The sequence below is a fragment of the Streptomyces sp. NPDC015171 genome (genome assembly GCF_043079545.1).
In the GTDB taxonomy this organism is placed as follows: domain Bacteria; phylum Actinomycetota; class Actinomycetes; order Streptomycetales; family Streptomycetaceae; genus Streptomyces.
Genome location: NZ_JBIBUO010000036.1, coordinates 1 through 24,591 on the forward strand (window position 1 = coordinate 1; position 24,591 = coordinate 24,591).

Annotated in this window: 25 protein-coding genes; 6 read left to right on the plus strand and 19 right to left on the minus strand. The window is 68.3% G+C overall.

Annotated elements, in window-relative coordinates:
• Nucleotides 1-68 precede the first annotated feature (68 nt).
• Together ACF073_RS40765 and ACF073_RS40770 are read right to left on the minus strand one after the other, a co-directional pair.
• A complete protein-coding gene (locus ACF073_RS40765) occupies nt 69-899 on the minus strand; it encodes a hypothetical protein (RefSeq protein WP_392076610.1) in 831 nt (276 codons plus the stop codon).
• A gap of 570 nt (nt 900-1,469) precedes the next feature.
• Complete coding sequence (locus tag ACF073_RS40770; protein WP_392076611.1) at nt 1,470-1,907, minus strand: hypothetical protein; 438 nt, start codon at nt 1,905-1,907, stop codon at nt 1,470-1,472.
• Nucleotides 1,908-2,352: 445 nt separating this feature from the next.
• Here ACF073_RS40770 and ACF073_RS40775 point away from each other — a divergent pair, with 445 nt between their 5' ends.
• The gene (locus tag ACF073_RS40775) at nt 2,353-4,131 is read left to right on the plus strand and encodes an ATP-binding protein (protein ID WP_392076612.1); all 1,779 of its coding nucleotides are present in this window, start codon (nt 2,353-2,355) and stop codon (nt 4,129-4,131) included.
• 88 nt (nt 4,132-4,219) lie between these two features.
• Here ACF073_RS40775 and ACF073_RS40780 read toward each other — a convergent pair whose 3' ends face one another.
• From ACF073_RS40780 to ACF073_RS40815, 8 genes are all read right to left on the minus strand, one after another.
• Entirely contained in the window at nt 4,220-5,332 is a 1,113-nt protein-coding gene (locus ACF073_RS40780) for a hypothetical protein (RefSeq protein ID WP_392076613.1), read from the minus strand.
• A gap of 272 nt (nt 5,333-5,604) precedes the next feature.
• On the minus strand, nt 5,605-7,821 hold the full coding sequence (locus tag ACF073_RS40785; RefSeq protein ID WP_392076614.1) for a hypothetical protein: 2,217 nt from the start codon (nt 7,819-7,821) through the stop codon (nt 5,605-5,607).
• Nucleotides 7,822-7,898: 77 nt separating this feature from the next.
• On the minus strand, nt 7,899-8,387 hold the full coding sequence (locus ACF073_RS40790; RefSeq protein ID WP_392076615.1) for a hypothetical protein: 489 nt from the start codon (nt 8,385-8,387) through the stop codon (nt 7,899-7,901).
• A 5-nt stretch (nt 8,388-8,392) separates the two neighbouring features.
• On the minus strand, nt 8,393-8,863 hold the full coding sequence (locus ACF073_RS40795) for a hypothetical protein (RefSeq protein WP_392076616.1): 471 nt from the start codon (nt 8,861-8,863) through the stop codon (nt 8,393-8,395).
• Nucleotides 8,860-9,048 carry a hypothetical protein gene (locus tag ACF073_RS40800; RefSeq protein ID WP_392076617.1) on the minus strand — a complete coding sequence of 63 codons (189 nt, stop codon included), beginning with the start codon at nt 9,046-9,048 and terminating at the stop codon, nt 8,860-8,862. The genes ACF073_RS40795 and ACF073_RS40800 overlap by 4 nt, the downstream gene beginning before the upstream one ends.
• A 109-nt stretch (nt 9,049-9,157) precedes the next feature.
• Nucleotides 9,158-10,849 (minus strand): DUF2637 domain-containing protein, encoded by a 1,692-nt coding sequence (locus ACF073_RS40805; protein WP_392076634.1) that lies wholly within the window; start codon nt 10,847-10,849, stop codon nt 9,158-9,160.
• Nucleotides 10,850-11,213: 364 nt separating this feature from the next.
• Nucleotides 11,214-11,399, minus strand: a complete 186-nt coding sequence (locus tag ACF073_RS40810; protein WP_392076618.1) for a hypothetical protein — start codon at nt 11,397-11,399, stop codon at nt 11,214-11,216.
• Nucleotides 11,396-11,524: a hypothetical protein gene (locus ACF073_RS40815; RefSeq protein WP_392076619.1), complete on the minus strand. Its 129-nt coding sequence runs from the start codon at nt 11,522-11,524 to the stop codon at nt 11,396-11,398. Before ACF073_RS40815 ends, ACF073_RS40810 begins: the two co-directional genes overlap by 4 nt.
• A 187-nt stretch (nt 11,525-11,711) precedes the next feature.
• On the opposite strand from ACF073_RS40815, the gene ACF073_RS40820 reads away from it, so the two are divergent.
• Nucleotides 11,712-12,017 carry a hypothetical protein gene (locus tag ACF073_RS40820; protein ID WP_392076620.1) on the plus strand — a complete coding sequence of 102 codons (306 nt, stop codon included), beginning with the start codon at nt 11,712-11,714 and terminating at the stop codon, nt 12,015-12,017.
• A gap of 756 nt (nt 12,018-12,773) precedes the next feature.
• On the opposite strand, the gene ACF073_RS40825 is transcribed toward ACF073_RS40820, so the two are convergent.
• The 3 genes from ACF073_RS40825 to ACF073_RS40835 form a co-directional block, all read right to left on the minus strand.
• Nucleotides 12,774-12,941, minus strand: coding sequence for a hypothetical protein (locus ACF073_RS40825; RefSeq protein ID WP_392076621.1), 168 nt, complete (start codon nt 12,939-12,941; stop codon nt 12,774-12,776).
• Between the two features lie 885 nt (nt 12,942-13,826).
• Nucleotides 13,827-14,393, minus strand: a complete 567-nt coding sequence (locus ACF073_RS40830) for a flavoprotein (protein WP_392076622.1) — start codon at nt 14,391-14,393, stop codon at nt 13,827-13,829.
• A complete protein-coding gene (locus tag ACF073_RS40835) occupies nt 14,390-15,637 on the minus strand; it encodes a helix-turn-helix domain-containing protein (RefSeq protein ID WP_392076623.1) in 1,248 nt (415 codons plus the stop codon). Before ACF073_RS40835 ends, ACF073_RS40830 begins: the two co-directional genes overlap by 4 nt.
• Before the next feature lie 88 nt (nt 15,638-15,725).
• On the opposite strand from ACF073_RS40835, the gene ACF073_RS40840 reads away from it, so the two are divergent.
• The 4 genes from ACF073_RS40840 to ACF073_RS40855 all read left to right on the plus strand — a co-directional run bounded on the left by ACF073_RS40840 (nt 15,726) and on the right by ACF073_RS40855 (nt 17,478).
• Nucleotides 15,726-16,145 (plus strand): hypothetical protein, encoded by a 420-nt coding sequence (locus tag ACF073_RS40840; RefSeq protein ID WP_392076624.1) that lies wholly within the window; start codon nt 15,726-15,728, stop codon nt 16,143-16,145.
• Nucleotides 16,138-16,380, plus strand: a complete 243-nt coding sequence (locus tag ACF073_RS40845; protein WP_392076625.1) for a hypothetical protein — start codon at nt 16,138-16,140, stop codon at nt 16,378-16,380. The genes ACF073_RS40840 and ACF073_RS40845 overlap by 8 nt, the downstream gene beginning before the upstream one ends.
• 243 nt (nt 16,381-16,623) lie before the next feature.
• Nucleotides 16,624-17,004: an SH3 domain-containing protein gene (locus ACF073_RS40850; RefSeq protein ID WP_392076626.1), complete on the plus strand. Its 381-nt coding sequence runs from the start codon at nt 16,624-16,626 to the stop codon at nt 17,002-17,004.
• A 279-nt stretch (nt 17,005-17,283) separates the two neighbouring features.
• Complete coding sequence (locus tag ACF073_RS40855; protein ID WP_392076627.1) at nt 17,284-17,478, plus strand: hypothetical protein; 195 nt, start codon at nt 17,284-17,286, stop codon at nt 17,476-17,478.
• A gap of 567 nt (nt 17,479-18,045) precedes the next feature.
• Here the strand turns inward: ACF073_RS40855 and ACF073_RS40860 are convergent.
• From ACF073_RS40860 to ACF073_RS40885, 6 genes are all read right to left on the minus strand, one after another.
• Complete coding sequence (locus ACF073_RS40860) at nt 18,046-18,948, minus strand: hypothetical protein (RefSeq protein WP_392076628.1); 903 nt, start codon at nt 18,946-18,948, stop codon at nt 18,046-18,048.
• The gene (locus ACF073_RS40865; RefSeq protein WP_392076629.1) at nt 18,945-19,628 is read right to left on the minus strand and encodes a plasmid partition protein; all 684 of its coding nucleotides are present in this window, start codon (nt 19,626-19,628) and stop codon (nt 18,945-18,947) included. The genes ACF073_RS40860 and ACF073_RS40865 overlap by 4 nt, the downstream gene beginning before the upstream one ends.
• A 717-nt stretch (nt 19,629-20,345) precedes the next feature.
• Nucleotides 20,346-20,489, minus strand: coding sequence for a hypothetical protein (locus ACF073_RS40870; protein WP_392076630.1), 144 nt, complete (start codon nt 20,487-20,489; stop codon nt 20,346-20,348).
• 475 nt (nt 20,490-20,964) lie between these two features.
• Nucleotides 20,965-21,264, minus strand: a complete 300-nt coding sequence (locus ACF073_RS40875) for a hypothetical protein (RefSeq protein ID WP_392076631.1) — start codon at nt 21,262-21,264, stop codon at nt 20,965-20,967.
• Entirely contained in the window at nt 21,261-21,878 is a 618-nt protein-coding gene (locus tag ACF073_RS40880; RefSeq protein ID WP_392076632.1) for a hypothetical protein, read from the minus strand. The genes ACF073_RS40875 and ACF073_RS40880 overlap by 4 nt, the downstream gene beginning before the upstream one ends.
• Nucleotides 21,879-22,054: 176 nt before the next feature.
• Nucleotides 22,055-24,535 (minus strand): Helicase associated domain protein, encoded by a 2,481-nt coding sequence (locus ACF073_RS40885; protein ID WP_392076633.1) that lies wholly within the window; start codon nt 24,533-24,535, stop codon nt 22,055-22,057.
• Nucleotides 24,536-24,591 lie beyond the last annotated feature (56 nt).

Genomic DNA, 24,591 nt, shown 5'->3' on the forward strand with positions numbered 1-24,591 from the left:
GGGTTAAGTCACGAACGGATCCTCACCCCCCGTGTCCCTGCTCAAAACAGGGACACGGGGAGATTCAGCTACCCCCTGAGGAGACGATTGACCTGCTCTCCGTCCGTCACCATCTGCTCTAGGGCCTCCCGAAGTGACATAGCGCGAATTCGGGACGCCGAGCAGCGCTCCAGGATGACGCGTGTCTTCGCTGTGATGTAGTGCCGCGAATAACCGGCGGCGCGAATTTCAGACAATGCCTGTCGGCATTCGTCCAGGGAGACGGGGTGCCGATCGGGGCACGTGCATGTAGCCGTCTGCTGGGACTGGAGCCGGTGCACTTCTGCGGCATGCAAACCCGTGGGAATGCATCCCGGGTGCCGATTCGCAGGGCGGGGAATTCCATCTCCATTCCGTCCCCTGAGCTTGGACCAGAACCGGCGTCCCTTCCACCCGCACAGACGGCAGCGCATGTGCCAAGGATTGTCCGCCCCGGGGTATCCCTGGAGAGGCTGCCAGCCCAGCTCATCGAGCCGGGCCATAGCCTCAGCAGCACGGACCAGATTGGGCAGGGTGAAGCGCAGCTCGGGGATGTGAAGGGTCACGCTGTCGATGGGGGTGGGGGTGGGCAGGTCGTAAGCCGATGGCTTGTGCCCGAGGTCGAAGATGCGAACCAGCTCGGCGATGGCGCTGTCGCGGTCGGTCCGCCGCACGTGGTTGGTCATGCCGGGCATGTCGGCCCACCACATGCCATGACGCCGGTAGACGAACCCTGCCGGTTGGCCGTCTACGGTGATGGGGTAGTGCCCGGTCGCCCGGCGCTTACCGATTTCGAAACGCTGCGCGCATTCCAATGTCTTCTTCTTTCTCTTTTCCGGGCAACGCATGATTGCCCGGCCGGTTTGTTGGTCGGGTGCCACTCCCGGCCAACAAGAGAAATATATCGAATTGAGGGCGTGAAATCAAATGCCGGAATAGAGAAAATGAATGCCTGAATTGCTTGCCTTTTCGGGGCGGGGTGGGGCACGGCGCGTCGCTGGTGGTCGCCACCGATGGAGCGCAGCGGAATCGGCAAGGGTGGCGGGACCGCGCAGCGAGGAGGGAGCGCAGCGGACTCCGGTGTCCCGTCACCCGCAGCACGGGGCAGGGGCGCGCAGCGAGGGCGGGCCGCGCAGCGGACGCCCGGTGCCCCTGCCCCGTGGGGCGGGCGCCAGCGACGCGCCCCGCCCCACCCCGCCCCGAAAAGGGGGCTTGTAGGGGGTGCTGGGGCTTTGCTGCGCCCCGAGGGCACCGTGCCGCGCCTTGCCTCGGCCGCGCCCCGCAACGGCTTCCAGGTGCGCTGTGGGCAGGATGGCGGTGGCGCTGCGGCGGGGGTCAACCGGTAGGCTGTCCGAGGATTCTTCTTTCGGATCCGGTTGGCCGGCGCCCGTGCCACCCGCACTTGTGCGGACTGAGGGCGCCGGCCTTTTGTGTGCGTGGTGCTCGGCCGGTCAGCCGATGGCAGGCAGTACGGGGGAGTCGATGTGGTGGTGCTCGATCTCGACGCCGTACGCCCCGCCCCACGCTGTCCAGACTCGATGTGCGACCGCTTCGGCGATCGCCACGGAGCGGTGTCGGCCTCCCTGGCACGCCACGGTCAGCCGGACCAGACGACCGCGGGGCGTCTCGTCAGCCAGGGCGCGCAGTTGGACGGCGGTCCGGGTGATCACTTCTCGGGCCCCGGGTGTGGCTAGCACGTGGGCGGACACCTTGGCGTCCAGACCGGTGAGGTAGCGCATGGCGGGGTCCTCGGCGGGGTTGCGCAGCGCCTTCCGTAGGTCGAGGTACAGGCCGTCGGTGACGAGCTGGTGGGCGCCGTCGTGGCGGACGCCGATCGAGCGGATGACGGCGGCGACAGGGCCGGTGCCGTCCAGATATGTGGTCTGCATGCCCATCACGGTGCCGGGCTCATGAACACGGTGGAAGCAGTTGCCTGTTGCCTCTTTGAGGGCGTGCGTCGCTGAGACACCGTTAGATTGAGTTCGCTCACGGTCGGCCGGCACTAGGGAGAACGACATGCACATGCATGGTGAGCAGCACGGCCAGGAGCAGCGTGGCGCACCGCCTCCTCCAGGGGCGCCGCCGATGCCGCCGCTACCGCCCTCACCGGCATCGGCAGAGTCGCCGTTGGTGGCGTGGCTGCGGTTTCCTCGCCCTGTGGCGGAGCCGGGTATTTGGCGCTGCGGATATACGCCGCGTGAGGCACCGGATCCCAATCGGGTGCCTGGTCGGCAATTGGCTGTCGGTGCTGCGGTATCGGCTTTTGCTGGATGGTTCCTGTGGTCGCTTCTGTGGAATGGCTATCTAGGGAACTACTGGATTTGGCCTTTGGTGATGCTGACGCCGGATGACAAATTCCGGTCGATGTATTTCGTTGTCGCGAGCTGGACCTACTATGCAATCATCTTTGTCGCGATTGCGGTTTTCTTCGGGCGTCTCGGCAATTGGCCTGAGGTGCTGCGCAGGCTGCGGAAAGTGCTCGTGGCTTCACCGGCGACGGCTGTGACTCCGTCGCCTTCCCTGCCTCGGGATCCCTTGTCCGATCCGGCTCAGTGGCCGCAGCTGCGGGCCGATGGCGCCCTTGCCGTGGCCGACCGGCTCACCGCTGACCTGCGCCACGGGCAGATGTCCGACGTCGACCACGCTCGGATCCTTCATGCCTGGCGGTCCGGGCGGAGCCGCGCTGAGATCGCTGATGACGTGCTGCGCCAGGGCGCGGCAGCCTGTGCGCACGGGTCCGGGGCGCGCGACCTGCCGAGGCGGGTAGCCCGGCATGACCTCACGGTGCGGCAGGTCCGTATCGGGGTCGGTGTGGACGATCCGGAGCGGCAGGCGCACCCGTACCGGGGAGCCGGCATCGCTGTCGATCCAACCCTGCTGGCGACATCGGCCTTGGTGGTCGGGCCATCGGATGTGGAGACGGCTACCCGCATCGTGTACCCGGTAGCGGAGTCGCTGTGCCTCCAGGCGCTCACTGGTCAGGCGGCGGTCGTGGCAGTGTCGTCCTCGCGCGGGGCCACGCCGCCGGACGCAGCCTTTGACGTCGTCATCCGGGCCGGAGCTTCCGCGGATTACTGTCTGGACCTGTACGCGGGCCTGGACGACGCGGACGAGGCGGCAGGGCTGCTGGCTGAGGCACTGCTGGGAGATCTGTCGGAGAGCCTGCCTGGTGGTGACAGCCGCCGAGCAGCCGCTGCACTGGCTCAGCTCATGGGGGCGTGGCAGGCCGCGCATGGCGCCCTCCCGGGGGTGGCGGACTTGCGGGACCTGGTGGACGACGCGACCGTACGCGCGGCTCTGCGGGCCGATCTGGACGCGCGGGGGCTCAGTTCCCACACACGGGAGTTGGAGACGTTCGAGCGCCGTACAGGTGGCTCCGGTGACCTGGTGGATGGTCTCTCGAACCGCCTCGGTCTGCTCGACCGCCCGGCGGTCGGCACGCTCTTGTCGTCGCCGAGGCGCTCGACCGGACCGGCGGCGGTCTTCTCCATGCAGCACCTGGACCGGCCCGTGCGGGTGCGTGTCGAGCTGCCAGAGCGCGCGCACGCCGAGGCATCCCGCGTGATCGCGCGCTTGGTTTTGGCCCAGTTCTCTCTGTGGGCAGCAGCCCGATCCGATCGGGCCCTGTTCGCCGGCCTGGTGGTGGACGACGCCGTGCAGCTGGTCACGCCGCAGTCCCTGCGCGCGCTTCAGCGCCTGCGCGCGTCCAACGCGGGAGTGCTGCTGACGCTGCGGACGCTGGCTGATGTCCCGCAATCCCTGCGGGATCCGCTGCTGGGCGCCGTGGGCTGCCGGATCGCGTGTGCGGGCATAAGCCCATGGGACGCCCATCACTTCACGTCGGCGTGGGGTACTGAGTGGGTCGAGACACGCACGATCACCCATCGGCAGGTACGCGCCGAGGAACCGCTAACCAAGGTGCTGCACGGCATCCGGCGCGTGGTCACCGGCAAGCACGTCACCAGCGAGTCGGTGACGGTGCGGCGTGAGGAGCGTCAGCGGTGGTCGGCATCCGCCCTAGCGAATGACCTGACCACGGGTCATGTCGTGGCGTCATTCACGACGGCCGGCGGTGAGCGCACTCCGCCGATCCTGACCACGCTGGATGGCTGACTTAGGAGGTCAGCGGCGGAGATAGCGGCCTGATATGGGAGAGGGGCTGTGGGCGATTCGCCCACAGCCCCTCTCCCATATCAGGGGATCACTTACTGTCTGGCTTTTTGGAGTTTCCGGTGCCGCGTGTGCCGTGGGTGGAAATGCCATCCGCCACCGAGTTGGAACGGCCGGTCACCGGACGCGATCCCCCACCTGCCCGATCTCCCCCACTCCCTTGGCGGGTGCCGTGCGTCTGGATTCCCTGCGCGACAATTCCTGCGGCAGATCCGCCGACTCGTACGGCGGCACGGCCGGCTCCCATTGTGGCGCGCATCGCCAACCCGGAGGCGATGTCGTCTCCATAGCCGGGAACAAACCGGAAGATCATGATTCCCGCTGCGATTGCAACGATAAGGACGACGTTTCCGGCGACCAGGACGGACCCGGGATCGCTTCCCTCCGCGCCCACAAATGCCGCAGAGATACTGAGGGCGATCACGATGATGGGCTTGATCAAGATGAGGGCGATCATGATTCCCGCCCACTGGCGCGTCTTACGCCACAGGGCCCGGTCCACGAGTGCCGTATATACGACTAGGCCGAGCAGCGCCCCGAGATAGAGAGCGGCGGCCCTCAAAACGAGTTCCAGCGCGATGACTCCGGCGGTCAGGATGGTCAGCCCGGCCACCACAATCAGCACAATCGGGCCGCCGCCAAGCTGGGACGCGTCCTTTCGAAGAGTAGCCGCCATTCCCTTGAAAAGCGTGGGCATTGTGCCGTCGGTGCCGCTCAGTGCATCGGTCACAGCGTCGGCCGCGCCCACCGTCACGTGGAGAACGAGCGGAGTGAAAGCGGACGCGAGGACGGTCAGCCAGAGCAGCCCGATCGCCTCCGACAATGCCGTAGTGAGAGGCGCCCCCCTTATCGCCCTTTTCATTACCGCGATGAGCCACAGCACAATGGTGAGGATGGTTGAGGCGGCGAAAACGATTGCGTACTGCTGCAAAAATGCCACGCTGGTGAGATCCACTGTTGCAGCGTGGTCGAGTGCTGTCGCCATCCGCTCGACCGTCCACGCCGCGCCGTTGGCCACGGACTGGGCCAGCGCACCTAGCGGATCGGTGAGGGAAGTTGGGTCCGTCGTCGGCGACTGACGGCCCTCGCACAGCTCTTTGGCGGTACCGACGACATGGTCGCACGGACCGGCGGCTAGCAGCATCTCGCGTCCTCCTGAGTGGGGGTCACCTGATGGTCTCAGGCGCTGGGGTGGGACAGGTGCCATCCGGACGAGCCGAGGGCGGCCGGCGGTCCGGCCAATCCACCGCGGCCACCCCCTTATCTGGCCCCGGAGAGCCCGCATCGGGCCGACAAGGGGGGGGTACGGCAGTTGACTGGATCGATTGGTTTCCGCAGGTCAGCAATGGATTCTCGATCGGCTGGCGATGGGCGCTGATCGGCGCCCATGGATCGATCAGCGCCCATCGACGCCGATCACGCCGCCGATGCGGCCACCTTCTGCAGAGCGTCCTGTACGGCTGCCGCGTAGTAGCCGCGCGGGTCGCCTTCAACCTCGGTGATCTTCTCCGTGGACAGCTCCACGCCCTCTTGGCGAAGTGCCCGCCCGAGAGCTTTGCCCAGCTCGCGCAGCCGCCCTCGGTCGTCGCGGTCGTCCCAGCGTCCCCACCGTGCAGCGTCATCCGCGCGCAGATAGGCGTGCACCTGATCCAGGGTCAGGTAGTCGGGGTCCTGCGCGTCATTGAATGCGGCAGCAATTGTCATCAGGACGTGCGGAAGATTCGGGTCAATTGCACCGGTGCCGCCACTTCCGGCAGCGGTGGTGCTGGCAACGAGCTGACGCCATTCCGCGATTAGCCCAGCCTCGGTCAGAGTGTGTGTCACATCGGGCAGTCCGTGTGCCGCCCTTTCCGCGCCGACCCGGGCCGCGTATGCGGGACTGATCTCGCGTACCTGGTAGCGAATTGGCCGCCGAGAAAGGCCGGGCAGATTATGCGCGTAAATCTGTCCCGCATCATTTACCTCGGTGTGCGTCGCCGGTTCAAGCAGATCCGCGCGATACCCCTCGGCCACGGCACCGGCGCCGAGCAGCTCTGTGACATCCACGCGACGGCACGCGCCCAGGATTCGCCCGGAGAGCTTCGGACCGATAGCCTCCCCAAGATATTCCTTTGTGCCGAACTGCGAGTATCCGTAAACCCAAACCGCATCCTTCCGACCCAGCAGCAAAAGCGCAATGAGCTTCTTTTTGTTCTTGTCGGAAAGCTGCGGCCACTCGTCCACGAAAACACAGAAAGCCGGATGCTCCGCGCTGACCCGCCAAAGATTTCCCCACCCATAGGCCTGCCGCAGACGAGCCCGAGCCGTGCACAGCTTGAGCAGGAAATCCAGCACAGCTCCAATGCGCGCCTGATCCATACAGGAGTCCAGCGTGATGGCCGGGCCGAGATCGCCTACCCCTGTTCCGACGGGGTCCAAGTTGATCAGCACGGCATCCGTGGTAGAAGTCACCGCTTCCCCCATGGCCAGAGCGATACCGCTTTTCCCGGATCCGGAGTCACCAACCATGAGCAGCATCAGACCGGCGAGAGTGAAAAGGAGTGGCGAGGCATCCATGCCCACACCGAGATCAAATCGGTCGGTGATGGACGTGCTTCCCGGAGCGCGATAGGGCACGGACCCGATCAGGTCGGGGGTGAAAGGATCCCGCAGCATCATCCGGACCGTGCAAGTGCTGCCGTCGGCCGGATCGGACTCGATCAGCAGCCCATTCCGGCGCAGCCGCAGCAGGGTCACCAGATCGCGGTAGGTGTCGTCTTTGTTGAGATCATCCGGTGAGCCCGAGGCGAACCGCAGACGGACCGACCATCCCCAGGGCTCCCGGCGTCCGTCGGTGGCCTCAGCGACGTCGCCACCCTCGCGGATGACGGCACGACGCAGGGCCTCGATGGCCTCCTCCGACGTCGTGGCGTCGGCGAGGGCGTACGTCGGCAGGTCCTCCTCGCCGAGGGCGCCGGCTGCGGTGGCAAGGGCTTGCGCAGGCGCGGTTAGTTCGGAGCGCGCGAGCAGCCGTTCGGGAACGGGCCGCTGTGTGAGGGTCGGCGGCCGACGGCCCAGCCACCACAGCACTGCCACGGCGGCGGGCAGTACCAGCAGAAGGAGTTGCGGCCGTACGACGAGCAGAGCGCCGAGGGCGCCGACCAGGGCCATGAGCGCAACGAACCGGCGAGTACTGGACGCGCGGCGCGCGGCCTTCAGCTGATCCGCGGTGGGCTCAATGGGCACGAACGGCACCCGGGCAAGGTCGTTCAGGGCCGCTGTGCGGCGCTTGCGCTCTTCCCGCAGCCCTTTCGCCTCCTGCCGCTGCTCGGGCGTCCACCCCTCCTCCGCCCCGATCTGCTCCAGCCTGGTGATACGCGTGTGCACCTCCTCGATCTCCTCGCGTGCCCGCTCGCGTACCTCCTCGTACGCGGCCAGCTGCCGCGCGACGAGACGGCGGCGGACCTCCTCATCGCTCTGATGGGCAGTGAGGAGCCGGTGACGGATGCTGGCACCCGCATGACGGACTCCAGAACCAACCTGCGTCGCGGTCTGGCGGACCAAACTGGGGGCCGGGTCGCCCTGGTGGCCGTCGGTCGCGGGGGCGGCAGCCTCGGCCGGCTGCTGCCCGGCGGTGGCGGGTTCGTCGCTCATCTCGTCTCCTGCGCATGGTGTACCGGGAGTGAAGCGGCCCCGGACGGCGTGGCCGTCCGGGGCCGCAGGTGGGGCGATCAGCTAAAGAACGTCTGCTCGATGCTGATGTGGCCGATCCAGTTGATGAGCGGCGTCAGCGTGACGGCCCCGAGAAACGGACCAAGGGTGAGACCGCACGGGGCGCCCCAAGTCAGCTCCCGCTTGGGCTTCTTCTTCGCGCTCTTGTAGAGCACGACGAAAACCACGATGAGACCCAGCATGATGACCGCACCGAACGGTGAGAGGGTGCCGAACTCCGCCGGGCGGGAGATCTGCACGTGACTGGCGCCGGTCCCCTTCTCCAGGGCGAGGTCCCCGCCCTTGCCGACTCCGTTTCGCGCCCAGGTTGTGATGGTGCCGATCACACCGCCCACACACGCGCCGGCCGCAGCGAATGCGGTGGCGGAGAGACCGAAGGGCCACAGGTCAGCCCAGTTGCGGGTCTTGCTCTTGAAGTAGAAGACGCTCATGCGGCCCACCAGGATGAGGAATCCCACGGTGAACATTCCGAGAGTGACGGTCTTCATTGTCTTCAGCCCCCTACGAGGAAACTTGCGAGTCCGAATACGATGGCCACGGGCGTGTAATACGCGAGCCCGATCGGCAGCCCCCAGGTAATCAGCCTGGTGGTTTTGCGCTCCACCCGCAGATGCCACCCACCCACGATGACGAATCCGAAAAAGGTGATCCCGATTGCGGTGGTAATGGGGAATCGCTGGAGCGTCAGGAAGAGCGTCCACGCGGGTCCGATACTCCAGATCGCGCGCTTGCAGGCGACCCCGTTGTCACTGCGCTTCACCCAGTCGGTGAACCAGGAGAAATCCCAGTTCTTTTCCTTGGGCGGGGGCGGCGGGGTGGCGGCGTCGCGCAGGTACTCGGCGGCGGCTCGCATGTCGGCGGCGGCGTCCGCCAGCGTGCTGTCGTCGGCCGACTGCTGGCCCTGGGGACCGCCGCCCTGCGTCGTCTGCGCGGTCCACCACGGCGGCTCGCTACTGCTGCTCACTGCTGCCTCCCTGCTGCTGCGGCACCGACACCCAGCAGCCGCCACAGGTACGCGCGCACGCGCAGCTCGTCACCGCCGAGGGCCAGCAGCCACGGCGCGGCCACGGTCGGCCACTGGCGGGGCGCGGGCAGGACGGTTCGGGTGTAGCCGCTGGGGCCGGTCTGTCGTCGGGTCATACTGGTCATGCCTCCTGCTACGTGACGTGCGGTCATCTCCGGGAGGGGGTCCGGCGGGGGCGCAATCCCCGCCGGACCCGTCACAGGCCGGTCACAGCCCGTGAGGGTATTCGGTAGGTCAGACAGCGGACCAGGCGCGTCCGTCCATCGAGTGGAGCGGGTCAGTCTCGGGGTCGTAGCCAGCCGCGATGAGCCGTCCGGCGGCGTCCCGGTAGCTGGATGCCGTGCTGCTCGCGATGCCCAGCCGCTCTTGGATCGTGGTGGTGGGCAGCCGCAGTGCCTGCCCGCCAGCCTCAGCCAGGATGATCCGGGCCACCCGCCGCACCTGCCGGTCCCGGTCCGGCAGTCCGGCAGCCTCCTCAGCGAGCGACGCCCGAAGGTTCAGCTCTGCGGCGGCGGCCCGCGCCTGCTCGGCGGCTCGCGTGTCCTCGGCAGCCCGCTTCTTCGCGGCGGCGGCCAGCGCGGCGGCCTCCTCGGCACGAGCGGCGGTCTTCGCGGCACGCTCTTCGGCGGCGGCAGCGGCGAGACGCACCGCGGCGGCCTCCTCCTCCAGTTGTGCCGCCCGGCCGTCGTCCTCGGCGGCCTTCAGACGCAGGGCTGCCGTGCGGGCCCCCTCCTGCGCCTCCTCCTCCGCCCGCGCCCGGCGCTGCTCCTCTGTCGCGGCACGCTCCGCCGCGCTACGCCGTGCGGCGGCCTCGATGGCGGCCACGTCCACGTGGCCGGCCGCGCGGTGCTCGGCCGCACGGCGCTCAGCGTCGCTCTCCGCCCGCAGCAGGTCTACCTCGCCCTGCGCGTGCAGTTCCTCCCGCTCGGCGGCGAGCCTGGCCATGCGGTCAGCGTGCTCACGTGCGCGACGGTCGGCGGCCTCTTGGTGCGCGCGCTCTTGGTCGGCCCGCTCACGGGCGGCACGGCGCTTCTGCTCATCACCGCGCATCCGGTCCGGCATGGCCAGCGCCTCATCCACGCTCACCCCGTACGGGGCCAGCAGATCGGGGAGACGGTCCAGCACTGTGATGACCTCGCGCTCATCAAACGCCGTCCCTGCCTCGGCGGCCTCGGCACGGGCCGCCTCGATCTCCTCGCGGTAGCGGATCCAGACGCGGTGGATCTCAATGTCCCGCCGCATCACGCGCGCCTCGGCGTACGACATCGGGTATGTCTTGGCGGTGCGGAAGACCCACCACGTCATCGCGGGCCGCAACAGCCAGTCAGCAAGGGACAGGCTGCTGTCACCCGACTCCAGCCGGGCCGTGCGAGAGATCAGGTGGCGAGCGGCCTCGACGAGCAGCACGTAGGCGGCGGGCATCGCAGCGTGCCCGAGCAGCCGCCCAGGGTCACGGCCGATGGCCTCCCAAACGCCGGGTGACCCGGGCAGGCCATCGGCGGCGGCGATGACGTTAAGCGCCACCGTCACCGCCGTGACGGCGTGCGCGGCGACCAGCAAGGCCGGTTTGGCCATCCGCCGCCACACCAGGACTAGATGAATGCTGTACAGGGCGATGATCAGCCCGTCCACGCCGAGCGGGAAGGCCTTCCGCTGCCAGGATCCGAACCCCCACCCGGCGGCGGCCTGCACGAGGGTGCCGTAGGAGAGGGCGAATCCGACCCCGGCGGCGGCGAGGCCGGCCACGACCGCAACACCGGCCACGGTCCACATGATCCTGGTCAAGCGGCGGGGTCGGCCGACGGACGTCTCGGCGGCCGAGGCGGACTCCTCGGGCACCAAGTCGACGGCGGCCGTCTCCATGGGGGCGGGGGTGGCGGGGCGCGGCACCCCCGCTCCGACGGTCGCCGGGTGCGGGTCGGTCATGGTCACGTGCTGTCCTCCATGGTGGTTGCCTGTGCGGGCCGGGGGCCGGTCACTGGGCCCGCTCCATCCTGCTCGGGGGCGGGTCCAGTGACCATGGGTTTCAGTGGGGCTGTCTGGACGGGTGGGTCAGCAGTGCTGGCACTCCTCGGTGTCAGACCACCGGCCGCAGAGTGCGCACTGCCACATGTGCCGCAGAGCGCTGGTCAGTCGGGCCACGGTGACCGCCGCGCTCCCTGCCGGGGCACAAACGGCCTCCCCGGCGCCGATGCGCGAGGGCGCGGAACGCTCCCTGCGTCCCACCACGCGCCACACCGGCCGCAGACGAGCTGTCCGCCCTCCTGCCTCATGGGCTGTCCGCAGTGCGTCATCGCCTGCCCTCCGACCGGAGTCCGGAGCTGCGCCCCTGGTCGGTACGGTCGTCTCCCGGCACCGGCTTGTCCTCGGCGGGAAACCAGCCGCCGCGACTGGCCTGGTACTCGGTCGGGGTGCCCTTGTCGGCGTACGGGCCACCGGGAGCGGTGCTGATCGGGGGGCGCTTCTTGAGGCTCATTCCGACACCCCCTCGCCCGCGGGTTCGGCTTCGTGGCCGTGCCGGTCGTCGTCGCGCGCCAGCTCGTCAACAAGCTGCGCAAGGGGCGTACTGATCACGCACGTGGGCGTGCCGATACGATCCATGCTGGATCGCCCTCCTAGTTGCAGTAGGCGGGTAGGTCCAGGCCCTCGGCGAAGCGGTTGCTCCAACAACCGCAGGTGCTCCAACACCCGCCGGGGGCCGTCCCTTTCCGGGACATCACCACCCTGACACAAGAAACACCGCCAGTGCAACCAACACACCGGCGGTGTTTTTCGCTATGCTCGGGCCGTGACCGACACCCCAGACACGGCGTCCTCCGGACTGCCAGAGGAAGAGCAGGCGGCGGCTCTGCGAGCCGTCCAGGACGCGGGAGCCCGCAGAGCCGCATTGCTCGCGCAGGCCGAGCAGATCCTGACTCATGAGATCAGGCCCGCCGCTGTGCGCGCCGCGCAACTCGGTGCCGGCCGCACCCGGATCCGCGAGTTGGCACAGGTGGGGCCGGCAGTGCTGTACAGGTGGTGGACCGAGGCGGGCATCCCCGTGCGGGAGAAACGCCCCACGACCACGCCCAGGCGCCGCGCCAGGACCGACTGAATGCATACAGCGACGCTCGCCACCGGGGTACCCGCCCCGCACCACAACGAGGCGTAGTCTCACCAGCACCAAAAGTTAAAGGCCCACCGTTTCTCCGCTTGGGACTGGCATCCCGGAGCGGCGGCGGGCCGACCATGACAGGTCTCCGGTGAGTGTACCCAGTCGATCCTCGGATCAGGCAGCGCACTCCGTGGGGGCCGGAAAGGATCACCCGTGAGCACGGGTGGATATGACCCGAATCGATACGGTCCCGAAGTTCGTCGCGGCGGCGGACTCCCATTCGGCCAGTTCGTCACACAGTGGGTATGCGACCCCCGTTACAGCACCAACGTGCGGACGCTCTACACCATCTTCGTGACCTACGCGGACATCGGTTCCCGCGACACCGGGCGCGGCAAGCCGTACCGTCCCGAATTGGCCGCGCAGCTCGGGGTGTCGATTAGCACGCTGGACCGAGCGATCTTTGAGGGAGAGTGCGCTGGCCTATGGACAGTCATTCCCCAGGTTCGCGCGGTAGGAGACGCCGAGGATCCCTCGAAGATCAACGACGCCAACGTGTACCAGCTCCACGACAACGCTTTTTGGCGCGGTGAATGGGTGGACCCGCTGAAGCCGGGCGAAAGGGCTACCGACGTAGCGAAAGCCCTGGTTGCTGCCCGCGTTGAGGCCAAGCGCGCGGCCGGCATCGTACACAAGGGCGGCCGGAAGAAGAGAGCACTCCTGGAGGGTGGCGTCACTGGTGATGCCACCCCTGGATCAGGGGGTGGCGTCACTGGTGATGCCACCCCTGGCGTCACTGGTGATGCCACCCCTGGCATCACCAGTGATGCCCAATTCAAGATCCTTGACGTCGAGAACCCTCTTCCAGAACCCGTAGATGGTTCCGTCCGTCCATCCGTGCAGGTAGAGAACACGGATGCTCACGTCACGGACGGACGGACGGACGCGGCAAGCTCTCAGAAGGGTCAGGTGGAAGCGCGGCCTACCGCCGAGACAGGTGAAGAGGGCAGCAGCGGCAACGATGTGACGAGCGGGCAGGCATTCTTGTACCGGATTGGTCGGCACCACCCCGAAATCGGGGCGGGACTCCGGCAGGGGACCACACTCACAGATCAAGCTCGGGTGATCGATGGCCTGCTGCTGTCCGGTGTGACGCAAGAGGAGATCCGGGCGGTGCTGGTCGATCGGCCGTACCCGGCACCGCACGAACGGACTCAGAGCATGGCTGCTCTGATCGCGGGGCGCCTGCGAGCGATCGTTCCGCCTCCAGCGATGTACGCGGGACATGTGCCCGTACAGACGTCTCCCGACCATGACACCGCCCCGGCCATGAAGCGACCCACCATGACGGTCCATCGGAGGGCGCTGCCAGAGTGCCGGAAGTGCGGGCTGATCGCCGAGACCGAGACCGCAGGGCAGCTGTGCGCGAAATGTGCCGGGTGGCCACTGTGCGACGGGGGATGCGGGCGCAGGGTCCGTAAGGGCGATCGGTGCCGCTCGTGCTCCGTGGCCGTACCACCGCCCCAGGGTGGCGCCCCTGAGGACCACTGTCCGGGGTGTGGGGTCCCGGTAACTGCCGCTGGTCCGTGCCCACGATGCCAGGCGCGGGCTTCTGCGGATCGCCGGTCTCGTGATGCCGACTGGGCAGCGCAGGTGGCTGCCGCAAAGGCTGCCGTAGCCGAAGCGGAAGATGCCGACAGAGGAGCACCCTCGCGCCCCTGAAGGTGCCTGTGAGCGTCGATCACCCTTGGGCCGGTAAATCCCGGCATGAAGAGGGGAGATCGGCGCCCACGGCGCCGTACAGGGCCTTTACGGGGCTACGACGGGTAGGGCGTCCACCGCGGTCTGCCACGGGTAGGCGTCCACGTTTCCGTTCTTGGGCCGGTGAGGGGTGAACCCCACCGGTTCGTGGTCGTCGTGCAGCAGGACCCGGACGCCAGCCCCGCGCAGCGTGGCCACAGCGCGGGGTAGCGCGGGGTGCCGTGCCTGTGCGGCGTTGATGTAGGGCAGCGCTACTACCGGCAGGTCGAGGCCGAGGGCCTCGGTGAGCAGTCCGAGGGCGAGGGTGTCTGCGTGCCCGTCGGCCCATTTGGTCAGGGTCTGAAGGGTGGTCGGCGCCGACAGGATTGCGTCGGGGGCCGGTAGTACGTCCTGGTGCGACGGGAGTTTGTATTGATGGCGGATGGGGTGGCCGGTGAGCGCCTCCAGGTCGCCCAGACCGTCCCCGGCGGCCAAGTCCTCGGCGGCCCATCGGTGGGCGGATGGGGTCAGGATCAGGCAAACGTCCCATCCTCGTGCCTGTGCGGCACGGATGCCGGTGCTGGCCTGCCGGGCGGGCGGCGCGGCGCTGGAAATCAGGTACAGGGTGCGTGTCACCCCGGCAGTCCACAGCGCGCGGCGAGTGCGCGCAAGCGTCCCTCTGCGCCACCGGCACCCAAAACCCCAAGGTCTTGCACGAGTTGATGAGTCCGCGGCCGGCGCAGTACCTCGTCTCGTGCCTCCCGCTCGGCGTCGCACAGCGCGTCCACGGCCTTCTCGCGTTGTCCGGCGAGGAGGTGGGCGTGTGCCAGGTCGACCAGGCGGTGTGCGCGTCGCTCGCGCGGTAGTCCGCTGATGTCTGCCTCGGGCATGCCCAAGGCCACGGCTACGCCCTCGGCGCCCTCGGCCAGCTGTACGTGGGTGGCGAGCCGATACAGGGCGACGTTGGCGCGTCCGAACGCGGACCACAGAGCGTTGCTGTCGTCCCCGAGCTGGGCAGCGTGCTCGTCCGCCTGGTCCAAGAGCCCGGGTACCGCGCGTGCGGCGGCAGCAGCGCGGCGCTCGTCGTTGGTGTGGGTGGCTGTGGCCTGCGCCATAGCGGCCTTGAGGTAGAGCGCGCCCAGGGTGCTCAGTCCCTCGGGGCCGGCACGGAGCAGCTCGGGCGTGAGCCGGGCGGCGGCTGCCACGGCGAAGTCGGCGGCGGCGCGAGGCTGCCCGTGGTGCGTCATCGCATCACTCAGATGCCGGGCGGCCGTGGCCATGATGACGGGTGCCCCAGAGCGCTCCGCGGCGATGACGGCGCGGTGTCCGGCGAGATACGCCATCTCCCCGGAGCCGACTTTGACCGCGGTTGCCTCGGTCAGGCACAGGGCCATGGACAGGGCCCTGTAGGCGGTGAGTTGGGCGTCACCGGTGTGCCGGGCGGCTGCGCGGTTCGCCTCGATGAGCAGCTCGGGGACCAGGCGGCCGAGACTGCCGATCGCACCGGCCTGAAAGGCGTCCCACCCGTGGGCGACACGGCTGCGCAGGGTGTCGACGTCCAGCGGATCGGAGGGAGCGTCATCAGCGGATCCCGTGATCACGTCGTGCCGGTGCAGCGCCGACCGGATCGCCTCCAGCTCGGCCGCGTCCATGCGTGCTGTCTCCGGACCGTCTCGAAGCAGCCACTCCAGAGGAATGCGCAGCGCCCTAGCGGAGTCCTCCAGCACGGATAGCCGGGGGTCCGCCTGCCGCTCTCCGGACTCCAGCATCTGCACCCACCGCGCGGTCCGGCCGCCCATCAGCGCGCCGAAATCCGTCTGAGTCAGACGCCGCCGGCCTCGCCAGTACGCGATCCGCCGGCCGATGACACGAGCGTCCATCAGCTCTCCCCGCCCCCTATGGGCCTGGACGACGAAGACGAACGAACTGTTCGCCCACCGGGAGTTGTACTCGTCCTACTGTCCGCGTATGGCCACTTCTGAGCACATCACCCGTGAGGAGACGACCGCGACCGCCGTACGCCCCGATCCGTGTTCCGCTGTGCTGTACGTCTGTGCGGCTCGCGGCGTGCAGGACCCCGGTCTGGCGGCCGAGCGTGCCGAGGCTGAAGGCCGCGCGTACGCGGCGGTGCGCGGTCTGCGCGTCGCCGAGGTCGTCCATGACTCGTACGGCGAGCCCGACCCCCTCAGCCGCGAGGGCTGGCGGCGCGTCCGCGATCTGGTGGAGGCCGGCACGGCCGCCACTCTCATCGTCCGTTGGCCCGCGACGATCGCCCCAGACCGTACGCACGACCTGCGGCACCGAGAGACGCAGTGGCTGAGCGACCACGGCGTCCAGGTCCGCTACTCCTGGGCGCCCCTCGTGGCGCAGGGAGCCCTCCGTGAGTAGCAGCGCCGACGTGCGATCCCTGCTGCACAGAGACCATCCCTGGATCGGCCGGAACGTCGAGGACACCGCCACCGGCCGACGCGGCATCCTGCGCGCGGTCGCCCCCGCCCCGGACACCAAACGCCCCGTCGCCTGGCTCGCGCCGACCGGCGGCGGTACCGAGTGGACCACCAGCCTGGGAGCGCTGGCCAACCCTGAGCCGATCACCCCCGACACCCACCCAGCAGCACTGTGAGCCGTGATGCGGTCGCCACCGTCGCCCTGGTCGTCGTCACCAGCGGCCTGGTCTCGCTGCTGCTCCTGGTGGTGACCTAGACCCCCGCCGGACCGCGCCCCCGTCGCGGCCAGCGGGCCGCCGTGCCCTCGGACCCGTCGTCCACCCCTCCGGTCCGGGGGCACGGCCATGCCTCGCGCGAGTGATCTCCGGCCTTGCTCCGTGACGCCCGCTGCTGCACCGGGTTGGACGGGCATGAAGCGCATGAAACGACTGTTCCTCACGGCCGCGGTGGCCGTCGCGATCCCCTGTGCCGTAGCCGTCCCGCATGCCTCGGCCGGCACCCCCGAGCAGCCCCCGGCCACGATGGCGCGTGCGGGATTCAGCGAGTGCGGCTACCAGGTGACGGCGGACGGCGTACGGCTGCGGACCGGTCCCAGCACCCGCGCCGCCGCCCTCGGTCTCCTCCACCGTGGCGACACGGTCTATGCCACCCAGGCCCGGGGCGGCTGGTACAAAGTGCGCCTCGCCTACGACTCCGGCAGCGAATTCGGCACGCGCAAGTCATCAGGGCTGGCAGAAGGAACGGCAGGCTGGCTGGCAAAGCGGTACGTGCACCCCAATGTATGCACTCAGATCAACTGAGCGCTATAGCTACGAAAGTTGCTGCTATTCCAATGACGCCCTTAGCGGCATGCCATCCACCCTCATCCATTTTAGCCTTTCCTGCCAAGTGAATTGAAGTACGTGGGCCCGTTGGAAATCCCGCCCATAATTCTTTCGGGCGCAGCTCTATGATTCTCGCGCAGGTACTGACTTCCTCTTTGAGTGCCTCAGTAATAGGTAGTCCCTGTTCTGGAACCCTGGGCGGCGTCGTGGCCGTAAGCTGATCTCCCATCCGCTGCATCCCGGGGAGGGCCAGTCATGCCCGAGGCTTCCGCCAGTCATCTGCGCACTCTCGCTGCCGAAGCTGAGGCCCTTCAGCAGCGCCTACGCGACGCCCTCGCCGTGCTGGACGGGATGCCCAACGTGGGTTTCCAGCTCGGAGAAGCGTTCGTCTCGCTCGGGTCGGCCGCGCGGGCCCTGGAAGCGGCGGCCAACGAGGCAGCCGCACTCTGACTCCCGGGTGGGTTTGGGCATCGGTCACCGGGGCGGCCATGGTCATCATCCCCAGCGGACCCGTGCGGCGTCGACACTGAGCCCTCCAGGGCGGTCGGAGACACTGGCCGTCTGTCCTCCCCCGCAGAGCGCGCTGTGCCGTCCCCGCAAGGCCGGCCCCGGTGCGCACGAGGTGATCACGCGCCCACCCGAGGCGTCTTAGAGGCATGCCGCGGCGCTCGCAGTCCGTCCTGAGATTGCATCGCATACGCCCGAGAGGCTCGAACGTGTCCCCGAGATCGCTCATTCACCCCGAGGGCACCAGGGTATGTGGCGGGGGGAATTAGTCCCCTAATGCTGCCGGTAGGAAAGAGAGAGGCGTTGAGTTCGAGACAGTCATAGCTGGGCCCGAGGCGTACGCGGGCCGCCTCTAGGAAACCTGCCCGAGCTTTTCCCGGCGGCCCCGATGTGGAGAGGCGGCGGGGTATCTTTCTTGTATCTCCTTGTGCTGGTTCTCGATCTCGTGAATTCGACATCGAGTAAATTGCCGTTCTCTCCTTGAAAGAGAGGAAAGCAGTCGCGTCGCTGCTACTCGCCGTCCCCCGCGTATGTGCAGGTGCGCGCGTCGATCCAGTGCTGGAAGGTGTCGTTGGTGAGGGCGCGCAGGAAAAGGTTGGCAGCGTGCTCGGGGCTGATCCCGGCTGTGCTCGCTCCGTCCGCGATCCAGGTACTGAGCCGGTCGACGTGTTCCGCGCTCAGCGTCCACCGGTCCGGCTCTCCGGTCGGGCCGGTCCCATCCGTTCCGGTCATTCCAAAATTTTGGAATGACCGGCTTGGGCTGTCCTGGCCGTGAGTGACGACCGTGCCCGTGACTGGTTTGGTGCCGCGCTTGGTGTGCGCTCCGGCGGGGGCGGCGGGCGTGCGCGGTTCGGTTGTGGCGGACGGGAGTTGCCGGGGGACGAACAGCGCCTCCAGGCGCTCGGGCTCGGTGCCGGTGCGGAGGAAGTCCGCGAGGTTGGCGACTACGTCGGCGGTGACCCGGCGCCCGAGCTGCTGGCCGTGTCGGCGCAGCTCGGCGTACCAGTGGGCGACCGGCTCATGCCCCTGCTGCTCGGCGACGTCGACCAGGGCGCGGACGTGGGAGTCGGGCGCGGGCCGCTCGAAGGTGGCGGCGATCTGCGCCGCGAGCCGCCATTCCTTGATCTCCAGGTAGGCGGCGGACTCGCTCATGCCATCCCACTCGGCATCGAGGTACTGCTGGCGGGTGCGCTGCCCGTCCTCGCCCCGGAACAGGCGCCGGCGGAACGCGGCATCGAGCGCCTTGCCCCGCATCCACTTCGCGGCCTGGTGGTTGTCGCGGGCGGCATGGATCCTGTCGAGCTGCTGCTGCTCCTTCGCGTCCAGCGGCCCGGTGCGGTCGATGTCGGCGGGTTCGGGGATCAGCTCGGGCACGAAGGCGCGGGCGCGGTCCCGCTTGCCGAGGGCGGTCATGGGCGCTGCCTCGGTGCTGGCAGGTGCCCGCGCGTGGTCAGCTCGGTGACCAGAGCGTCGTACGGCGCTCTCCGCTCGGGCTTGTCGCATGGGAAACCGACTGCGGACGCGATGCCCTCCCGCCTCGGGATCTGGGTGGACAGAACTGTCCACTTCGGATCGGTGCCCTTCTCGCCGCCGTTCCTCAGCAGGTCCGCGTACTTCTTCGGGCTGGCCGCCCCGGCCTGGCAGCGATTCAACAGCACGTAGGTCGCCGGCGGCTGCCCGCTCTCGCGCAGCGCGGCGGACCGCTTGATCACCTTGGCGAGCGCCGTGCCCCGCTCGGGCTTGGTCAGCCTGTCGTAGTCCGGCTGCGTGGGCGACAGCGTCAGGATCACGAGATCCACGACTTCCAGGATCGAGTCCACGATGTCCGGGTGGTTCTCGGCGTGCCCGGCATCAACCACGTTGATGCGGTCGTGGTCCATCTCCGGGTAGACGACCTCGGCGAACGCCGGGGTGTCCGCCACGTGCACCTCGCACGGGAAGTCGCCGGCATCACGCGCCCACGCCTTCAGTTGCAGCGACTCGTCCGCGTCGTAGCAGGTCACGGGGTGGCCAGCCCGTGCCAGGGCATAGGCCAGCAGGCCCGTGTTCGTCGTACCGCCCATTGTCCTGGGCTTCAAGCTGGCAATCAGCATGCGCGCTACCCTACGGACCCCGCCACCAGTCACGCACCGACCCGCCCTCGGACGGCACCAACCCGCGGCCTGGTCGTTGACCGGGCACAGTCGGATGAGGACGAGGGGCTGTAAGCCGCCGGAGCCGCCGCCGCTGAAGCCCATTGCATGGCTGAGATCCGCTCCCGACGACCGGGCAGGGACCCGCTCTACGCAGGGCAGGGTTCAGTAACGACACTGAGTAATTCACCTCCGGCGCAGGGGGCCGATTGTCAGACCTGCCGTGTACAGTTCGGCGGCTCACGACTGGGGGGCCGCGAGGGCGGCGCTGCGTGCGTGTGAACCCCTGGCAAATCACCTGAAAACCGGCCGGTCGCGAGCGCGGCCATTCACCCAAACAGGTATGTGATATCAGTCACTCTCAACCTGGAAAAATGTGGAACTACCAGCACCTTTCCCAGTATTGAAGGTCCGGAAGGGGCTGATCGACTTCTGACTACCTGTCGCACGAGTGCAGCAAGGCAAGGCATAGTGGGGACATCGCCGCCCCCGAGTGTGACAGGCATCACAAAAGCCGGGTTTCACTTGCGTACGCGACGGTAACCGCATCCGGACAAAAAAGAGAGAGCCCCACCGCGCCGGCCAGCGCATCCTGGTGGAGCCCTCCCTCACACACCGTGTGCAGTGCGGCCGACCTTGTTGGTCGTTAGGCCCCGGCCCTCAGGTCGGGGCTTTCCGCTACCAGGGCCAGTTCACCGCAACCTCGTAGGCCACGCGGAACAGGATCCCCAGCCACCGGGCGGCCCGCTCGGGCCGGACCCGCTTGCTGCAACACTGGCAGTGCCCCTCAAACTCGATCAGATCGGTCATCGGGTCCCTCACCCCACTTCCTCTGTGGACGCTGCGGATTTCGCAGTTCCACTTGGGAGCCCGCTGTCTTTCGCGGACCCCGCGGGGTGTCCACGCATCTGCGCAGGCCCGTGAGGTAAGGGGTGAGGTGACCTTACCGGAGCGCGACGGATTCCGTTTCCGGTCAAGTCCCGCACTAGCAAACGGAGATCTGGCACCCCGTGCCATGCCAAGCGGTCGCATAGGAGTTGGAGCCGAACCTCAAGCGGTGCTCAACTTTCCGAGCAGCAGGATTCTGTGACGGTACGTCTGATACCCGGTGCCAGTTCCCCGCGCTCACGTGCTGAAGCTCACACAGGAAGCGCACGCTTCGGGTGAACGTGCGCCCAGTCACCCCCGTGCGCCCCCGCCTTGTGCCGACCCACGCGCAACCGAGCAACGGCACGGCGGCACTGGCCTCGGCGATCAGGGCAGCCGCCACGCCACAGGGGTCGGCCTCAAGCAGTGTTCAAGGGGCTGCGGTGATGATCAGGGCGCCGCTCTTGGCGCGGGAAACGTGGAGGGCGTGTAGGGGCGGAGAGGCGTAGAGGAGTGCCCCGCCCTGGTAGAGCGAGTATTGAACGCTCGTGGTCGCCTCCAGCGCGCGGCGGTGCTGCGGGTCGGCATCACAGAGCGTCAGTTCCGCGTACCCCTGCCCGGCTGTAGTCACGCCGCGCACTGTGCTGGACCCGGTGACGGTGACCGAGGTGTTGTCCAGGACCAAATCGACATGATCGCCGGTGATGGGGTGCGGACCGGGGTAGGTCATGCGGTTCCGTCCAGGGGCAGGAAGGCGATCGGGCGCCATGTGATTGTGGCGTTGTCGTGCCACTGCTCGACCAGGTGGACACGGGAGGCGTACACGGTGTGGACCAGGGGGCCGTCGATGTGGGCGAGGGCCTCGCGCAGGTCGACGGCCTGGACGCTGTCGGCGCCGGCTCCGGTGTAGGCGATGGACATGTGCGGGTAGCGGCTGACAGCCGGCCGGAACGGGGCGTGTGCCTGAGTGATCTTGGTCAGTATGGTGACCAGTTCGGTGAAGGGGCGTCCTGGCCAGCCGCTGATCTCGACGGCTGCCGCCCCGATCGCGGGCCGGTCGAACGTCAGCATGAACGGCGCGATGCTGGCGCTGGCAATGGCGACGCGGGCGTCATCCGTGAGTGCGTCGACGTTGACGCTGCTCGTGGAGACGTCGAGCGCGTGCAGCAGCGTGCAGTGCAGCCACCGTGCCGACACCCGGCACAGCCCCGGCCGAGAGAACGCCGCCTCGGGGTAGGCATTCAACAGTGCCTCGCTCTCATCGGCTGTCGGCAGGATGTGCCAGTGCAGATCCCGCCGTCCCGCTGGCCAGACCCGCGTCACGTCCTCGAAGAAGTTCCTCACCGCACGCATCCCCAGCTCGTGGACCGGTGGAGGGCGGATCCGCCCTCCACCGGTGACAACCAGTGTCTACGCTGGGCAGCAACGGTCCCGTGCGGCGCTCCACTCGTCCGGGGGCCCAGCACAGACGTTGACTACGCCCGGGGCGATGCCCCAGGCGCCTCCGTCTTCCTGCCTCGCTACACCGCGTCCGGGGCCGGCTGCGCCCAGTCCAGGCCGAGACCGGCCAGCCGCTCCAGCTGTGCCGTGCTCAGCTTGGCCCGCCGGGTCTTGGTGTTGGACAGGAAAACCCCCAGTTTCACCGCGTGTTCCTCGCCGTCGACCATGACCGTTTCGGTGTGGGAACGGCTGACGGGCCCCGTGGAGCCCGTACGGTCCCGGTACTGCGCGAGGGCCGCGCACCCCCGCTCAAACGCCGCAGAACCGCCCCTGGACGCCTTGGTGGACGTCTGCCGTTGCGGAGGCAGGGGCGTGACGCCGAGGGCCGACAGGCGCTCACGCTGCCCCGCCGCGAGGCTCTCCCACACCACGTGCTGACGCTGCCGGTCCAGCCACTGACCTACGTCCGCGCCGCTGGCCGTCACACCCGGGACAACGTCGGCCACCGCGGATCCGAGGGCCACCAGCCGGGCCACCCCGGCGTAACTGCGCTGCCAGTCCACCGGCCACGCCGGGCGCCAGTCCGGATCGATCGCCGCGAGCTGCTCCTCGCGCCGCGCCGCCCGCTCCCTGTCCCTGCCGAGACCGCCCTCCTTGCGGCAGTTGGCCAGCCACTGGCCTACCGCCTTGTCCAGCGCCGTGGCGGTAACCGGCGCGGCCAATGTGCCGGCCTCAGCGAAGTAGGCCCGCGCCGCCGCGAGATTCTCCTCCCACGCCGCCTCCGTGGGATCCCACACCATCCCCAACTCATCCAGGTCCGCCGCCCGCTCCGACGCGAGCCCGCCCGCTTGCAGCGCCCGCCGCTGATCGGCCAGCCACCTACCCAGGGGAAAAGAGTGCTCCCCGTCCGGCGTCAGCTCCCGATGCTCGTAGGGCACCGCCAGATGTCCCGTCCGCCGCCGGAACGCCACCGCCGCCCGGTGCCCCGCCATCCAGTTAGCGTGTTCCGGAGAAATAAGGTTGTACCGGACAAGACGCGCAATCAGGGCAGGGTCGCGGTGTGTGCCGAACCGGATCAGCATCCGCTGATCCGGTTCGCCCTCCTCCGGCGCCTCCCCCAGATACGACGGCTCACCGGAGGTCCGCTGCGAATCCTCCTGCGGAACTGCCAGCATTTCCACGGCCCGCTCATCGTGCGCCCGAAGCCCAGAAAGCACCTTGATCAGGGGTCGATAGGAAGCCGAATACGGCATTTCCTCCTCGGTCTCATCCCTCCGCAGAAAAACCGGAACGATCAGCGTCGCGAGTTTCCCTTGATTCGGTTTCTGACGCAAAGCGCGCCCAATGGCCTGCACGATATCGACCGCTGACCCCTTGGGATCGATCAGGGCCACGGAGTCGACCGAGGGCACGTCGACTCCCTCACCCAGTACGCGGCAGTTCGACAGCACCGCCCGCCCGGCACGCGCCCCGAACTGGCCCAACCGGTCCGCCCGCACAGCCGGATCGTGCTCACCCGACAGCCACCCCGCCCACACCTCCTCAGGGTGCCGATCGGGGTCCTCGGCGTGCAGACGCCTCACCGCCCGGGGCAGTCCCTCGGAGAACGCACGCGCCTCGATCGTGCGGTGGTGGAAGGTGATACACCGGCTCAGACCATGGGTGGCCATCGTCTCCAACAGTGCCGCCTGGAGCACCGCCAGGCGCTCCCCGCGCACACTCTCTGAGTGCCGCTGCTCGCCGTACAGCCGCTCTGGCGTCAAGCTCTCGTCCCGCAGCTCAGCAACCACGATCTGATAGCGGGCGAGCAACCCCCGCGCGATGCTGTCGGACAAATCCAGCTCGAACAACCTGGGTCCGTAGATGGCCTCATCATCCATCGAACAGGCCAATTCCTCAGGCAGCCGGTCCGTGGCCGGCGCCTCCGCCTCCGCTCCCACATCCGCCTGCCACCGCCGCCGAGGCGGCCTCTCCTGCCAGATCCGCGGAGTGGCCGTCATGTACAGGCGCCGCATCGATGGCAGCAACTCCTGATCATGGACAGCCGCCCACGCCTTACCCAGCGACCCACTAGTTCGGTGCGCCTCATCCACCAAGATCAGGTCCCACACGTCCATGGGCAGGCCGTACTCGCCCCGGTGCGCCTCGATGAGCACCGGCAGGGACGCGTAGGTCGCGTACACCGTCACTGGCCCCCGCCCGTGCCGCAAGCCGAGCTGCGGCGCGCTCGTCGTGGACTGCACATCGAGCGAATACAGGCGCGGGTCGTCGTCCATAGAGCAGACCGCAATCGCCGGCCCCGTATGACCGAAAGCCCGCCACTCCCGGACCGTCTGCGCCAACAGGTCCAGAGTCGGCACCACGACCAGTACGCGTCCGTCGGGGACCAGCCGCTGTACTGCGGCGGCCCCGATGAAGGTTTTTCCGGTGCCGCATGCACTTACCACTGTGCCGCGCAATCCCTGCGGCGGGATTCGCCTACCGGGCGGAATATCAAGACCCCGCACGATGGCCTCCACCGCTTCAATCTGATGCGGGCGGAGGGTGAATTGGTCCTTCATCTACACGGTCTCCGATCGTGAGGAGAGGGGGTGTGGATCCGTTCGTGACTCTACTA

What these genes read in the sequence shown, in the direction of transcription:
- ACF073_RS40770 (WP_392076611.1), bottom strand. Translation starts at nt 1,907, where the DNA reads ATGCAGACCACATATCTGGACGGCACCGGCCCTGTCGCCGCCGTCATC.
- ACF073_RS40840 (WP_392076624.1), top strand. Translation starts at nt 15,726, where the DNA reads ATGGCCACTTCTGAGCACATCACCCGTGAGGAGACGACCGCGACCGCC.
- ACF073_RS40810 (WP_392076618.1), bottom strand. Translation starts at nt 11,399, where the DNA reads ATGAGCCTCAAGAAGCGCCCCCCGATCAGCACCGCTCCCGGTGGCCCG.
- ACF073_RS40785 (WP_392076614.1), bottom strand. Translation starts at nt 7,821, where the DNA reads ATGAGCGACGAACCCGCCACCGCCGGGCAGCAGCCGGCCGAGGCTGCC.
- ACF073_RS40855 (WP_392076627.1), top strand. Translation starts at nt 17,284, where the DNA reads ATGCCCGAGGCTTCCGCCAGTCATCTGCGCACTCTCGCTGCCGAAGCT.
- ACF073_RS40865 (WP_392076629.1), bottom strand. Translation starts at nt 19,628, where the DNA reads ATGCTGATTGCCAGCTTGAAGCCCAGGACAATGGGCGGTACGACGAAC.
- ACF073_RS40850 (WP_392076626.1), top strand. Translation starts at nt 16,624, where the DNA reads ATGAAACGACTGTTCCTCACGGCCGCGGTGGCCGTCGCGATCCCCTGT.
- ACF073_RS40885 (WP_392076633.1), bottom strand. Translation starts at nt 24,535, where the DNA reads ATGAAGGACCAATTCACCCTCCGCCCGCATCAGATTGAAGCGGTGGAG.
- ACF073_RS40780 (WP_392076613.1), bottom strand. Translation starts at nt 5,332, where the DNA reads ATGCTGCTAGCCGCCGGTCCGTGCGACCATGTCGTCGGTACCGCCAAA.
- ACF073_RS40815 (WP_392076619.1), bottom strand. Translation starts at nt 11,524, where the DNA reads ATGGATCGTATCGGCACGCCCACGTGCGTGATCAGTACGCCCCTTGCG.
- ACF073_RS40800 (WP_392076617.1), bottom strand. Translation starts at nt 9,048, where the DNA reads ATGACCAGTATGACCCGACGACAGACCGGCCCCAGCGGCTACACCCGA.
- ACF073_RS40805 (WP_392076634.1), bottom strand. Translation starts at nt 10,849, where the DNA reads ATGACCGACCCGCACCCGGCGACCGTCGGAGCGGGGGTGCCGCGCCCC.
- ACF073_RS40835 (WP_392076623.1), bottom strand. Translation starts at nt 15,637, where the DNA reads ATGGACGCTCGTGTCATCGGCCGGCGGATCGCGTACTGGCGAGGCCGG.
- ACF073_RS40875 (WP_392076631.1), bottom strand. Translation starts at nt 21,264, where the DNA reads ATGACCTACCCCGGTCCGCACCCCATCACCGGCGATCATGTCGATTTG.
- ACF073_RS40860 (WP_392076628.1), bottom strand. Translation starts at nt 18,948, where the DNA reads ATGACCGCCCTCGGCAAGCGGGACCGCGCCCGCGCCTTCGTGCCCGAG.
- ACF073_RS40775 (WP_392076612.1), top strand. Translation starts at nt 2,353, where the DNA reads ATGCTGACGCCGGATGACAAATTCCGGTCGATGTATTTCGTTGTCGCG.
- ACF073_RS40790 (WP_392076615.1), bottom strand. Translation starts at nt 8,387, where the DNA reads ATGAAGACCGTCACTCTCGGAATGTTCACCGTGGGATTCCTCATCCTG.